The sequence below is a fragment of the Stenotrophomonas sp. STEN083 genome (assembly GCF_056759195.1).
In genome coordinates this window covers 1-11,969 of the sequence record NZ_JBRRCU010000099.1, presented here as the reverse complement: position 1 = coordinate 11,969, position 11,969 = coordinate 1, and the positions used below count along the sequence as shown (strand labels likewise).

The 11,969-nt window shown below is 62.4% G+C and carries 14 protein-coding genes and 1 tRNA gene; 2 read left to right on the top strand and 13 right to left on the bottom strand.

What is annotated here, in order from left to right:
* Positions 1–147 precede the first annotated feature (147 nt).
* The gene (locus ACVOK8_RS18645; protein ID WP_481568128.1) at positions 148–528 is read right to left on the bottom strand and encodes a nuclear transport factor 2 family protein; all 381 of its coding nucleotides are present in this window, start codon (positions 526–528) and stop codon (positions 148–150) included.
* 260 nt (positions 529–788) lie between these two features.
* Here ACVOK8_RS18645 and ACVOK8_RS18640 point away from each other — a divergent pair, with 260 nt between their 5' ends.
* A complete protein-coding gene (locus tag ACVOK8_RS18640) occupies positions 789–1,286 on the top strand; it encodes a pyridoxamine 5'-phosphate oxidase family protein (RefSeq protein WP_481568127.1) in 498 nt (165 codons plus the stop codon).
* Between the two features lie 324 nt (positions 1,287–1,610).
* On the opposite strand, the gene ACVOK8_RS18635 is transcribed toward ACVOK8_RS18640, so the two are convergent.
* From ACVOK8_RS18635 to ACVOK8_RS18600, 8 genes are all read right to left on the bottom strand, one after another.
* Entirely contained in the window at positions 1,611–2,069 is a 459-nt protein-coding gene (locus ACVOK8_RS18635; protein WP_481568126.1) for a hypothetical protein, read from the bottom strand.
* A 155-nt stretch (positions 2,070–2,224) separates the two neighbouring features.
* On the bottom strand, positions 2,225–2,965 hold the full coding sequence (locus tag ACVOK8_RS18630) for a DUF1828 domain-containing protein (RefSeq protein ID WP_481568125.1): 741 nt from the start codon (positions 2,963–2,965) through the stop codon (positions 2,225–2,227).
* Positions 2,962–3,474 carry a hypothetical protein gene (locus tag ACVOK8_RS18625; RefSeq protein ID WP_481568124.1) on the bottom strand — a complete coding sequence of 171 codons (513 nt, stop codon included), beginning with the start codon at positions 3,472–3,474 and terminating at the stop codon, positions 2,962–2,964. Before ACVOK8_RS18625 ends, ACVOK8_RS18630 begins: the two co-directional genes overlap by 4 nt.
* A 248-nt stretch (positions 3,475–3,722) precedes the next feature.
* Positions 3,723–3,797 (bottom strand) — tRNA-Val (locus ACVOK8_RS18620).
* Between the two features lie 63 nt (positions 3,798–3,860).
* The gene (locus ACVOK8_RS18615) at positions 3,861–4,214 is read right to left on the bottom strand and encodes a PilZ domain-containing protein (RefSeq protein WP_303749123.1); all 354 of its coding nucleotides are present in this window, start codon (positions 4,212–4,214) and stop codon (positions 3,861–3,863) included.
* The gene (locus tag ACVOK8_RS18610) at positions 4,211–5,170 is read right to left on the bottom strand and encodes a DNA polymerase III subunit delta' (protein ID WP_282268539.1); all 960 of its coding nucleotides are present in this window, start codon (positions 5,168–5,170) and stop codon (positions 4,211–4,213) included. The genes ACVOK8_RS18615 and ACVOK8_RS18610 overlap by 4 nt, the downstream gene beginning before the upstream one ends.
* Before the next feature lie 34 nt (positions 5,171–5,204).
* A complete protein-coding gene (gene mltG, locus ACVOK8_RS18605; RefSeq protein ID WP_481568123.1) occupies positions 5,205–6,260 on the bottom strand; it encodes an endolytic transglycosylase MltG in 1,056 nt (351 codons plus the stop codon).
* 72 nt (positions 6,261–6,332) lie between these two features.
* The gene (locus tag ACVOK8_RS18600; protein WP_481568122.1) at positions 6,333–7,685 is read right to left on the bottom strand and encodes an aminodeoxychorismate synthase component I; all 1,353 of its coding nucleotides are present in this window, start codon (positions 7,683–7,685) and stop codon (positions 6,333–6,335) included.
* Positions 7,686–7,697: 12 nt separating this feature from the next.
* On the opposite strand from ACVOK8_RS18600, the gene ACVOK8_RS18595 reads away from it, so the two are divergent.
* The gene (locus ACVOK8_RS18595) at positions 7,698–8,057 is read left to right on the top strand and encodes a hypothetical protein (protein WP_481568121.1); all 360 of its coding nucleotides are present in this window, start codon (positions 7,698–7,700) and stop codon (positions 8,055–8,057) included.
* Here ACVOK8_RS18595 and fabF read toward each other — a convergent pair.
* The 4 genes from fabF to fabD all read right to left on the bottom strand — a co-directional run bounded on the left by fabF (position 8,044) and on the right by fabD (position 11,594).
* Positions 8,044–9,306, bottom strand: a complete 1,263-nt coding sequence (fabF, locus tag ACVOK8_RS18590; RefSeq protein ID WP_481568120.1) for a beta-ketoacyl-ACP synthase II — start codon at positions 9,304–9,306, stop codon at positions 8,044–8,046. The two genes, ACVOK8_RS18595 and fabF, sit on opposite strands and share 14 nt — an antisense overlap.
* A 123-nt stretch (positions 9,307–9,429) precedes the next feature.
* Positions 9,430–9,669: an acyl carrier protein gene (gene acpP / locus ACVOK8_RS18585; RefSeq protein WP_481517136.1), complete on the bottom strand. Its 240-nt coding sequence runs from the start codon at positions 9,667–9,669 to the stop codon at positions 9,430–9,432.
* 151 nt (positions 9,670–9,820) lie between these two features.
* Positions 9,821–10,564 carry a 3-oxoacyl-ACP reductase FabG gene (gene fabG, locus ACVOK8_RS18580; RefSeq protein ID WP_481568119.1) on the bottom strand — a complete coding sequence of 248 codons (744 nt, stop codon included), beginning with the start codon at positions 10,562–10,564 and terminating at the stop codon, positions 9,821–9,823.
* An 85-nt stretch (positions 10,565–10,649) separates the two neighbouring features.
* The gene (gene fabD / locus ACVOK8_RS18575) at positions 10,650–11,594 is read right to left on the bottom strand and encodes an ACP S-malonyltransferase (protein WP_481568118.1); all 945 of its coding nucleotides are present in this window, start codon (positions 11,592–11,594) and stop codon (positions 10,650–10,652) included.
* Between the last annotated feature and the right edge of the window lie 375 nt (positions 11,595–11,969).

Sequence of the window (11,969 nt, the reverse complement as noted above, 5' to 3'; positions counted from 1 at the left end):
CCCCCCCCCGCCCCGCCCCCCCGCCCCGGCGACCCCCCCCCCCCCCCCGCCCCCACCCCCGCCCCCTCCCCCCCCCCCCCCCCGCTCCCACAGGCAACCCGCCGAACGGCAGCCGATCAAGCCCGCCCGCATCTGCAACTAAACAAACTAGGCCTGCTGCACAGGCGTCTCGGTATGGGCAGCCGCCAGCCACTTGCCGTCCCGCCTGACCCAGGTGGTGCTGTCAAAACAGGTCATCTCCTGCGGCTTGCCATCAACCTCGAAGCTCTGCCTGACCTTGTAGGTAGCAATGGCCACATTGTCGACGGGGAAAAACACCTGCTCGTCGGAGAACGAAAAACCTGTGACACGTGCAGGTCCTTCCTCAGCCATCTTTATGTAATCAGCGGGACTGAAGTGATGGATGCCGTACATGGCAACCATCGCCGCCTTGTCGGTCAGCAGCGCGGCAGCCTTGGCTGGTTGCTGGTCCAGCATGGTCTGCCAGAACGCAACCTCAAGCTCCATGATCTCGGCACTGGTGGTCATGGGTTTCTCCGCAGATTGAGGGGATTTCAGGCTGTCACACCATTTGTTGGCCATCCGTGAGCCAAGCGCTATACGCCGACGTAGACAACCATCGCCTGCCGGCTTCAGCTCCATGACCAGGCATCAGCGCATATGGCAGCACCCTTTGAACACAAGATCGTGATTCCGATCTCGGCAGACGTTGTCGTCGCATGCACATACCTTCTCGCCGTTGATACATCGCTGCCCCCAGGCTGGCGCCACACTACGGAGGACAGGACATGAACGACAAGAATCAGGCTGAACAACACGAACAACTGGTCAAACTCATCAAGAAGTTCGGCACCGCAATGCTCACCACCCGCGCCGCGGACGGCAGCATGCATTCTCGCCCGATGACGCCATTGGGTGACGACTTCGATGGCGGCTTCTGGTTCGCCACGGAAATAGACAACGCCGCGGTGCACGACATCCAAACCAATCCCGAGGCAAACGTCTCCTTCATGCATGAGGGCGACAATCACTTCATCTCGGTAACCGGCCGCGGCAGCATCAGCCAGGACCGCGCACAGATCGCGCGCCTATGGTCCGCCCCGATGAATGCCTTCTTCAAGGGTGGGAAAGACGATCCACGCGTCTGCCTGATTCGCATCGACGCGCAGCATGCCGACTATTGGGACGGCCCTGGAAACCTGCTGACCAAACTGGTGTTCTTCGCCACGGTCGCCACCACCGGCAATCACGAAGCACTCAGTGACACCGGCTCGGTGAATCTATAGCCAAACTGCGGGTAGCCGCTATTGCTTGCTGGCTGCCGCGCAGTGGCGTTATTGGTACTCCGAGAGTATTGCCGCGACAGCACCACTCACAACACCCGGGTGCGTCCGCAACCGTCACGTGCGCGCGGGCTCAAGGACGGCTTCGGTAGCCCGGGTAAGCAAAGCGCACCCGGGGCCGTCCGCGAGCAGCCTGAAACACCAGGAAACTCCAAACTCCCGGGTACGCTGCTCTTACCCGGGCTACACAACGTACATGACGGGCTGAAGCACCCAGTAGATTTCAAGCAGCACAGCCCCAACGGAACAGACGGGCGCGGCCGTCTTTCAGTAAATATTAGGCCCTTCAATTCCGTTCTCCAGCCAAGCCTCAACCTGCGGCAACAGCGCAACAACCGATGCCGCCAACTGGGCGTATTGGCTCTGCTCGCTGCCGAACGCCTTGAACGAAAAGCCGCGAAAGTCCTTGTACTGCTCTGTATCGATCAAGCGCTTTCTAAGCAGCGGATCCGTCTCGAACACCCGCTTCGGTACTTCCCCAGAGTCAGGGTCAACCCAGCTCGCCGGAACGCGGCTGAACTCCAGGATGAAGCTACCGCCATACGTCCAGTACTGGATCGACAGGAAGTCGCGGTGAGCGTCATTGGAACGAACGAAGTTTGCAATGCCTTTACCGTCGAACCCGAGCCGGCGGATCTCTGGCAGCAGGATCTTCTTGATTGAGATGGCGATCATTTTGCCGGGGGTCTTCACGAACTCGTTGCCCTGAATGAAGCAGGTAGCCATCAGACCTCAATACAAGCGTTTCTGCCAACAAAACCCCGGCTCTCGATTGGCTTCTATTTTCCCTCATCTACCGCCAATCTTGATCAACGTTGCACTCCCACAACATCAGCGTAAGAATGCGGCCCCGCTTCATCACGGGGTCGCTGTTAGCCATATCAGGCCACCAACTGCAGAGGGCCACCCGAGTAAACAACTACATCCGCCATGTCCGAAAAATATTTGCGAGCCCAATCGATGCCGTCTGAATTTTCCAAAACGGCAATCAACCGCAAATCGGAATGAGCGCCACGCACGTCCTTAAACTTGCCGCCAGCCTCATAAACGCTGTGTGCAAGAAGCTTCCCCGCAGATGATGCAATAGGTTGGATTACCGCATCATTCGACCGAGCGATTCGCAGGCCGAATGGAAAGGAGATTTGATGCCCGCTAATGCCGTTGTATTTCGGCCTTCTAATGATGCTTTTCGGATACGTGGCTTTGAGGCCGGATGCCACGATTGCCTCAAATCTCTCCGCATCCTTCGGTCTATGCGCAACGCTCAATGCAGAAATCTCACCCGCTGCATTGATGAAATTTGCGAGGACATAGGGGAGGTGCTTTGCATCACAGCTTGCGGTGAGCGCACCGTTGTTGCCCAGGGTCAACCCTTGGAGTTCAGCCAATTTCTTGTAGCGTTTTAGCCTCGCAGGGGTGATATCAGCTCCCGCAGTCATCGCCCGAAATGTGGTATCGCCGTCGTCTGTGAGTAGGTAGCGACCTTCCCCAGCGTCTATGACATAAGCGCCCAAGAGGCCACCGTCTTCATGACTAGCAAGGTTTGACTCAATGTACGCACTGGCGTCGCTCAATCTTGTGTATCGACCACAGAGTGCTTTAGCGATGGCGTCATGATTCATATCGGCATTGCCATTTGGCCGGCGGGAGCGCGGAAATTGGGATGTTCGGTGATGCTTGCACGTTGCATAAAATCATTCCAGTGCCCAGCTGAGCTGTCCACTACAAGTGGTTCCGCGTAGCCTTCAAGCGCATCTCTGGCAACCAAATGCAAATGAGGGTGATCGATGCGCTGCATGTGATACGGCAAACCAATCCCGACACTATTGAAATGGGTGCTGGGGCCATTTGTGTCAATCGCAAGCACGCGAGTGTTCCGATGCATCAACACTATGGAAAGCTTCGGAGGAACGCCGGGAATCGTCGAATCCTTGTAGTAGGCATCGATAAACAATCCTTCTATCTGAATAGATGGATGCTTAGCAAAAGCAAGTGGGGCACGAAGCTTGTAGCCTGGCAATTGATTTCCATTGGACTCCCAAGCAATCGCACGGGCTGAGACCCATATCTTAGGCTCTGCGATCGCAGCTAACGCGGCTTCGTAGTCTTGTGAACTTGGCGCCTTCGCCATCCCTTCGTCCCCTAAGCTCCATCTTCAATCAAAGAGGATATCCCAGTAGGTGGCACGCAGTTGCGACTGGCTGTAACGATGATTGAAGGAAATAGCGATTGACTACACGTGCCAGATAAAGGGCGCCCGGCTGGTGCTTGCGCCATTACTTACCAGACGATCACATGGTAAGTGCCCGCTTTAAGCGGATCAGTACCCGTAAAACGACGAAAGCCACCCGTGAAGGTGGCCTAAGTCTGTGATTCGCTTGGTGGGCGGTACAGGGATCGAACCTGTGACCCTTGCCGTGTGAAGGCAATGCTCTACCGCTGAGCTAACCGCCCGTGTTGCGAGCCGCTCATTATAGGGGGCTGAGCGAGCACGTCAACATCTTTCTTCACACGATTTCACATCGTCTGCGTGGGCTTGTCCGAGCTGGATGTGCCGGCCAGCAGGGTCTCGATCTTGTTGCGGATGGCCTCGCCGTCGACGCCGTCGGCCAGCTGCACACCGATGCCGGCCTGGCGGTTGCCCTGCGCGCCCAGCGGGGTGACCCAGACCACCTTGCCGGCCACCGGCAGGCGCTCGCTGGAGTCCGGCAGGGTCAGCAGCAGGAACACCTCGTCGCCGAGGAAGTAGCGCTTGGGGGTGGGTACGAAGACGCCACCGTTCTTCACGAACGGCATGTAGGCGCCGTACAGCGCCGCCTTGTCCTTTACCGCCAGCGAAAGGATGCCCTGGCGGGCGTTCGTCGCACTCATCGATTTGTCCCCTTGGATTGCACTTGGTTGGCCGCGCCCCATGCCAGCAGCAGCTCCACCACGGCCAGGTCGGCGCGGATGGTGGTGCGCAGCAGGTCGCGGGTGCGATTGGCGGCATCAAACCAGGCGGCCAGCTTGTTCAATCGGGCCGGATCGGTCAAGCCGTCGGCCGCTTTCTTCAGTGCCAGGTCGGCGGCATGCCGCAGGCGCAGGTCAGCGTTATCGTCGCCGGTCCAGCGCTGGGCCAGCTCGACGCTGCCCAGCTTGCCGGCCAGCAGCTGCTCCAGCTCGCTGGCAACCTGCCGGCGCAGGGCCATGCCCTCGCCTTGCAGCCATTGGTCGGCCAATGCCGGGTGGCCGCGGGTGGCGTCCAGCGCTTCACGCGCCACGCCTTCGGTATAGCCACGCGACTGCAGCCAGGCCATGGCTTCCTCACGCGGCGGCATGCGGAACTCCAGCCGCTGGCAGCGGCTGCGGATGGTCTGCGGCAGGCGCGCCGGGTCGGCGCTGAGCAGCCACAGGTAACGGCCCGGCGACGGCTCTTCCAGCGTCTTCAGCAGGGCATTGCAGGCCGCGCGGTTGATGGCATCGGCCGGATCGACGATGACCACCTGGGCCACGCCGTAATGCGGGGTCAACGCCAGCTTCTGCGAGATCTCACGCACCTGTTCGATGACGATCTCGGTGCGCAGCTTGTCGCCGGTCTTGTTGGGGATGAAGCTGGTGAACTGCAGGTCCGGGTGGGTGCCTGCGGCGATCAACTGCGCGTTGCGCTGGCGTGCCGCCGCATCCTCGCCGTGGTTGAGCACATGCGCGGCCAGCCGCATCGCCACCGCGCGCTTGCCCATGCCGGCCGGGCCGCACAGCAACAAGCCATGGCCGAGCCGGCCCACGTCCAGCGCAGCCACGGTCTGGTCATAGACGCGCTGCTGCCAAGGGGCCAGTGCTTCGCTCATCGGGACATCCTGTACATCATTCGGGTCATGCCGCTCATTGCGCCGCCTCGCTGCGCTTGGCGCGCAGGCGCTTCAGGTACTCGGCCACGGCGCTGTTGTGATCGGTGTAGGAGGCGGAGAACACGTGCGCGCCGCTGCCATCACCGACCGCGACGAAATACAGCGCATCGCCCGGTGCCGGTTTGGCGGCGGCATGCAGCGCGTCGCGGCCTGGCATGGCGATCGGCGTCGGCGTGAGGCCGGCGCGGGTATAGGTGTTGTACGGCGTGTCGGTGGTCAGGTGTACCTTGCGAATATTGCCGTCGTAGGCGCTGCCGATGCCGTAGATCACGGTCGGGTCGGTCTGCAGGCGCATGCCCATCTTCAGGCGGCGCGCGAACACGCCGGCAATCTGCGGACGCTCGCTGGCCAGGCCGGTTTCCTTCTCGATGATCGAGGCCAAGATCAGCAGCTCGTAGGGCGACTTCAGCGGCAGATCGTCACTGCGCTCGGCCCAAGCAGCGGCCAGCTCCTTCTCCATCGCAGCATGGGCGCGCTTGAGCACGTCCACGTCGCTGTCACCGCGCTGGTAGATATAGGTTTCCGGCAGGAAGCGGCCTTCCGGGTGCTGGTCGGCGAAGCCGAGCTTGGCCATCAGCTCGGTGTCGGACAGGTCGGTGGTTTCATGCTGCAGCGGCTGTGCGCGCGCCAAGGCGGCACGCAGCTGGCGGATGTTCCAGCCTTCGACGATGGTGACGCGGTATTGCAACACCTTGCCCTGGCGCATGTTCAACAGCAGCTGGCGCGGCGTGAGTGCCGGGTCGAGGGCGTATTCGCCGATCTTCAGCTTGCCGGCGGCGTCGAGCTGGCGGGCCAGCAGCTGCCATTGCAGGTCGTCACCTTCGTCGACGCCGGCCGCGCGCAGCTTGCGCAGCACGCTGTTGAGCGAATCACCGGAGGCGATGCTGACGCTCTGCTCGGACGGGGTCAGCGGCGCATCGGCAAAGCTGCCCTGCCGCTGCCACAACCAGGCCGCACCTGCGCCTGCCAAGGCGACCAGCAGCAACAACACCGCCAGCACCAACAGACATCCGCGCTTGGCACCCGCCATGGTCACCCCGTCTTCAAATAGTGGATGCGCAGGATACCGCGCTGGCGGCAACGCCAGCCAAAACGGCGTTCATCATTGTGGATCGAGCGCACGCAATAGCCCGCGCGCCTTGGCCCGGGTTTCGTCCAATTCCTTATCGGCCACCGAATCCACCACGATGCCGGCACCGGTACGGAAGCTGGCGGTGCTGCCCTGCACTTCCGCGGTGCGGATCAGGATGTTCAGGTCCATGTCGCCGTCGCGGTTCAGCCAGCCGAAGGCACCGGTATAGGCACCGCGGGCGGTCTGTTCCAGCTCGGCGATGATCTCCATGCAACGCACCTTGGGGCAGCCGGTGATGGTGCCGCCGGGGAACGTGGCGGCAATCACTTCGCCCGGGGTGACTTCCGGGCGCAGGCGCGCGCGCACGTTGCTGACGATGTGGTGCACGTGGGCGTAGCTCTCCACGATCATCAGTTCATCGACCTCGACGCTGCCGGGCGCAGCGATGCGGCCCAGATCGTTGCGCTCCAGGTCGATCAGCATCACGTGCTCGGCGCGTTCCTTGGGATGGCCGACCAGTTCCAGGATGCGGGCGGCATCGTCGTCGCCTGCGAAGCGCGGACGGGTGCCGGCAATCGGGCGGGTCTGCACCACATCACCGCTGATCGAGACCAGGCGCTCCGGCGAGGAACTGACCACGGCGCGGCCGGCGGCAGTGAACAGGCCGGCGAACGGCGCGGGGTTTGCGGTGCGCAGGCGTGCGTACAGCGCTTCGGGTGCGAGCGGCGCGTCGAACTGGGCTTGCCAGCGGCGCGACAGGTTTACCTGGAAGACGTCACCGGCATGCAGGTAGTCGATGACCTTGTGCACGCCATCGGTGAAGCGCTCGCCTGCGTCTTCGTTGATGGCGCTGGGGCCATTCCATTGCGGCAAGGGCGATAGCTGTGCGGCTTCGTCCTGATCGTGCTGGAGCTGGCTGAGCAGGTCTGCTGCGTCGTCTTCGGCGATGGCGATGCAGCGGCCGCTGTCGCGCTCGCGCAGCACCGCTGCCGGGCAGCGTAGTGCGATTGCGGTTGGCAAGCCGTCGCTGCGCTGTGGCAGCTGCAGGATCGGTTCGACTTGTTGCGCGAGTTCATAATCGAGCAGCAATGCCCAGCCGCCACGGAACGGGATGTCCGCTTCCATCGGGTTGCGGGCTTGGCGCAGGGACTGCCAGTCGCGGTCGAGTGCGGAGAGGAAGTCGCCTTCGACTGGGGTGCCGTCTTCGCGCTGCAGGCTACCGTCGGGGTTGAGCAGGAGTTGGCTGCCGTTGGCGATCAGCAGCATGTCCCACTGGCCGAGCTTGCCGGCGGCGGTGGATTCAAGCAGGACCGGATAGCGATGCGGTGCGAGCCGATGCAGCGCCAGCAGGTCGGTGTCGGCGTGCAGGGGGAGGATGTGCATCGTGGGCCCAAAATGTCAGAAATGCAGGCTGTTCCCTTCTCCCGCCTGCGGGAGAAGGTGCCCGAAGGGCGGATGAGGGGAGCTTTTAAAGCTATTGAAGCTTTTGGAGCTTTAAAGCTGCCCTCACCCCAACCCCTCTCCCGCTTGCGGGAGAGGGGCTTTGAGCAAAGCGTTGAGCAAAGCTACAGCCCAAAGCTTCAAGCAAAGCAACAAGCAGCAGCTTCAAGCAAAGCGACGAGCGGGAGCTTCAAGCCAAGCGACAAGCACAAGCTTCAAGCAACAGCTTCGAGCAAAGCGACGAACAGGAGCTTCAAGCAAAAAAACGGGCAGGAGCTTCAAGCATCGCTCCAAAACCGCGTTAGATCCGCTTGAACACCAGCGTGCCGTTGGTGCCGCCGAAGCCGAAGCCGTTCGACATCACCACGTCCACGTCGGCCTTGCGGGCTACGTTCGGTACGTAGTCCAGGTCGCAGCCTTCGCTCGGGTTTTCCAGGTTGATCGTCGGCGGGATGATGCCGGTGTTCAGCGCCATCACCGAGAAGATCGCTTCCACGCCGCCCGCTGCACCCAACAGGTGGCCGGTCATCGACTTGGTCGAGCTGACCAGCATCTTGTAGGCGTGCGCGCCGAAGGCGGTCTTCATCGCCATGGTCTCACCCAGGTCGCCCAGCGGCGTCGAGGTGCCGTGTGCGTTGAGATAGCCCACCTGTTCCGGGGTGACGCCTGCGTCCTTCATCGCCGCGACCATGCAGCGGGCGGCGCCTTCGCCGTTCTCGCTCGGTGCGGTCATGTGGTACGCGTCGGAGCTTGCGCCGAAGCCGGCCAGCTCGCAGTAGATCTTCGCACCGCGTGCCTTGGCGTGTTCGTACTCTTCCAGGATCAGGATGCCGGCACCGTCGCCCAGCACGAAGCCGTCACGGCCCTGGTCCCACGGACGCGAGGCCTTGGTCGGATCGTCGTTGCGGGTGGACATGGCCTTCATCGCACAGAAGCCGCCCAGTGCGGTCGGCGAGGAGCCACGCTCGGCGCCACCGGCGACCATCACGTCGGCGTCGCCGTACTGAATCATGCGCATCGCCGTACCGATGGAATGGTTGGACGTGGCGCAGGCGGAAACAGCCGAGAACGACGGGCCCTTCAGCCCGGCGATGATGCTCAGCTGGCCCGGCAACATGTTGATGATGGTCTTGGGCACGTAGAACGGCGAGATCTTCTTGCCTTCGTGGAAATCGATGGTCTGCTCTTCGATGCCGAGCAGGCCGCCGATACCGGCACCGACGATGGCGCCAATGCGCTCAGCGTTGGCGTCGGTGATTTCCAGGCCCGAGTCGTGCAGCGCCATGAAGGCGGCACCCAGGCCGTAATGGATGAACGGGTCCATCTTCTTGGCATCCTTGCCACTGACCCGATACTTGCCGAACAAGGGGTTGTCGGCGGTGATGTCGAAGTCCCTTACCTCACCTGCAATTTTGGTGGTGAAGCGCTCCAGGTAGCCATCAATGACATTCGTCAGCGGGCCAATGCCCGAGCGGCCATTGATGATGCCTTCCCAACTGCTGGCCAGATCATTGCCCAGCGGCGACACCATGCCCATGCCGGTAACAACTACGCGACGACTCATTGCGGATTCTCCTGGCCCCGCACGCGGGGAGATTGAAGCTTAAAAGCACAGGGCCGCATCAGCGGCCCCATGGGTTTGCAACGCGGTCGACATGCTTGCCAGCCGCGCCTTGTCAGACCTGGATCAGGCCTTGACGTGTGCCTTGACGTAGTCGATGGCAGCCTGGACGGTACCGATCTTCTCGGCTTCTTCGTCCGGGATTTCGCACTCGAACTCTTCTTCCAGCGCCATCACCAGCTCAACGGTGTCAAGCGAGTCTGCACCCAGGTCATCGACGAACGATGCGCTGGTGGTGACTTCTTCTTCCTTGACGCCAAGCTGCTCAATAACAATCTTCTTGACGCGTTCTTCGATGGTGCTCATTAGGATATCGCTCCAGATGGAGTAGTGGTTCAAAAGACGCCAGCCCCCAGGGCTGGCCGTGGGATAGTGTAGTGGAAACCGTCGCGGCAGTGTTTCTGAACAAAAAAGCAACGACAATCAACCACTTGGGTGCATTCCCTGCACGCCACGCTTACGGCATGTACAAACCGCCGTTCACGTGAAGGGTTTCGCCGGTGATGTAACTGGCCGACGGACCGGCCAGGAACGCCACCGCTTTTGCGATGTCTGCGGGCTCGCCGAGGCGGCCCAGCGCGACCTGGCCGAGCATCGCCGCCTTGGCGTCCTCGGGCAGATCCTTGGTCATGTCCGTGTCAATGAAGCCCGGTGCGACCACGTTGACGGTTACGCCGCGGCTGCCGATTTCCTTGGCCAGCGACTTGGAGAAGGCAATGATGCCAGCCTTGGCGGCGGCATAGTTGGCCTGGCCAGCATTGCCGGTGACGCCGATGACCGAGGCGATGTTGATGATGCGGCCCTTGCGCGCCTTCATCATGCCGCGCATCACCGCCTTGGAGGTGCGGTAGACGCTAGTCAGGTTGGTGTCGAGAATGGCCTGCCAGTCCTCGTCCTTCATGCGCATCAGCAGGTTGTCGCGGGTGATACCGGCATTGTTGACCAGGATGCTGATGGCCCCGAATTCCTTGCTTACCGCGTCGATCAGCGCATCCACCGCGCCCGGCTCGGTCACATTCAGGGCGCGGCCGTGGCCGCCCTGTGCTGCAAGACGCGTACCGATGGCGGTGGCGCCGGATTCGGTGGTGGCGGTGCCGATGACGGTCGCGCCCAACGCGGCCAGCTCGTCGGCAATGGCGGCACCGATACCGCGGCTTGCGCCGGTGACCAGCGCGATTTCACCCTGCAATGGCTTGCTCATTTCAATTCCTTGTTTGCATGGCACCGCGCACGCGCAGCGCCCATCATGACCGGGCGCAGGCTGCGCCCGTGCCGCAATCGGTTGCTCAGTTTGCCCACTCTTCCAGCGCACCGGCAAAGTCTGCCGGGGTGGCGAGCGGACGCCCTTCGATGTTCTTGTCTATGCGCTTGACCAGACCGGTCAGCACCTTGCCCGGGCCGCATTCGGCCACGCGGGTGATACCGCGCGCGGCCAGTGCCTGCACGCAGCCGGTCCACTGCACCGGCTGGTACAGCTGCTGCACCAGCGCCAGACGGATGGCATCCACGCCGTCATGCACCTGTGCATCCACGTTCTGCACCACCGGCAGGGCTGGCTGCTGCCATGCCAGTCCGTTCATTACCGCAGCCAGACGGTTGGCGGCTTCGCGCATCAGCGGCGTGTGCGACGGCACACTGACGGCCAGCTTCACCGCCTTGCGCACACCCTTTTCAGCCAACAGCGCCAGGGCGCGATCCACTGCAGCAGCGTCGCCACCGATCACGATCTGACCCGGCGAGTTGAAATTGGCCGGCACTACGACCTGACTGCCTGCGGCTTCGGCACAGACTTCCAGCACCAGCGCGTCTTCAGCGCCGAGCACGGCGGCCATTGCGCCAACGCCAGTCGGGGCGGCGTCCTGCATCAGCTGGCCACGCAGACGCACCAGATGGGCGCCGTCGTGCAGCGTAAGAGCGCCAGCAGCGACCAGTGCGGTGTATTCGCCAAGACTATGCCCGGCCAACACCGCCGGCTTGGCACCGCCCTGTGCATTCCACAGGCGCCACACCGCGATGCTGGCGGCCAGCAGCGCCGGCTGGGTGAATTCGGTGCGATTGAGCTGCTCTTCCGGGCCGCCCTGCGACAGCGCCCACAGATCAACGCCCGCGCCTTCGGAGGCCTCGGCAAATGTTTCACGGATCTGCGGATGCAGTACAGCCAGTTCGGCCAACATCCCAATGGATTGCGAGCCCTGGCCGGGGAATACGAAAGCGAGTCGGGAGTCAGTCACGCGGTCTTCTGCTGCTTCAATCGAAGGCCGGAATAATAAGCGCGAAAGCGCCCGCCCGTCTGTACTGGCGCGTATGCAGCAACGTGGCCCTGTAGTGCCGAGCCATGCTCGGCAGGGGCGCTACCGGTAAAGCACCATGCCAAGCATGGCTCGGCACTACAGGCTGGTCTTGCACTGCAGGAGCGGCGTAAGCCGCGAAGCCGATAGATCAACAGCACAAAGCACCCCCCTTGCCTGCGGCAAAGGGAGGGAGCGATGCACGTACTCGCGCAGATGCAGGAATGCCTGTAGTGGGGGGGGCGGGGGCGGGGCGCGGTTGGGGCGGGAGGGCAGCCGAGGGCGGCGGTCGGGGCCTCGCGCGCGCCGCGGCAGCCC

Bases quoted from the DNA above. Each gene is read 5' to 3' on its own strand.
- ACVOK8_RS18645 (WP_481568128.1), bottom strand. From the start codon at position 528: ATGACCACCAGTGCCGAGATCATGGAGCTTGAGGTTGCGTTCTGGCAG.
- ACVOK8_RS18640 (WP_481568127.1), top strand. From the start codon at position 789: ATGAACGACAAGAATCAGGCTGAACAACACGAACAACTGGTCAAACTC.
- ACVOK8_RS18635 (WP_481568126.1), bottom strand. From the start codon at position 2,069: ATGGCTACCTGCTTCATTCAGGGCAACGAGTTCGTGAAGACCCCCGGC.
- ACVOK8_RS18630 (WP_481568125.1), bottom strand. From the start codon at position 2,965: ATGAATCATGACGCCATCGCTAAAGCACTCTGTGGTCGATACACAAGA.
- ACVOK8_RS18625 (WP_481568124.1), bottom strand. From the start codon at position 3,474: ATGGCGAAGGCGCCAAGTTCACAAGACTACGAAGCCGCGTTAGCTGCG.
- ACVOK8_RS18615 (WP_303749123.1), bottom strand. From the start codon at position 4,214: ATGAGTGCGACGAACGCCCGCCAGGGCATCCTTTCGCTGGCGGTAAAG.
- ACVOK8_RS18610 (WP_282268539.1), bottom strand. From the start codon at position 5,170: ATGAGCGAAGCACTGGCCCCTTGGCAGCAGCGCGTCTATGACCAGACC.
- mltG (WP_481568123.1), bottom strand. From the start codon at position 6,260: ATGGCGGGTGCCAAGCGCGGATGTCTGTTGGTGCTGGCGGTGTTGTTG.
- ACVOK8_RS18600 (WP_481568122.1), bottom strand. From the start codon at position 7,685: ATGCACATCCTCCCCCTGCACGCCGACACCGACCTGCTGGCGCTGCAT.
- ACVOK8_RS18595 (WP_481568121.1), top strand. From the start codon at position 7,698: ATGTCAGAAATGCAGGCTGTTCCCTTCTCCCGCCTGCGGGAGAAGGTG.
- fabF (WP_481568120.1), bottom strand. From the start codon at position 9,306: ATGAGTCGTCGCGTAGTTGTTACCGGCATGGGCATGGTGTCGCCGCTG.
- acpP (WP_481517136.1), bottom strand. From the start codon at position 9,669: ATGAGCACCATCGAAGAACGCGTCAAGAAGATTGTTATTGAGCAGCTT.
- fabG (WP_481568119.1), bottom strand. From the start codon at position 10,564: ATGAGCAAGCCATTGCAGGGTGAAATCGCGCTGGTCACCGGCGCAAGC.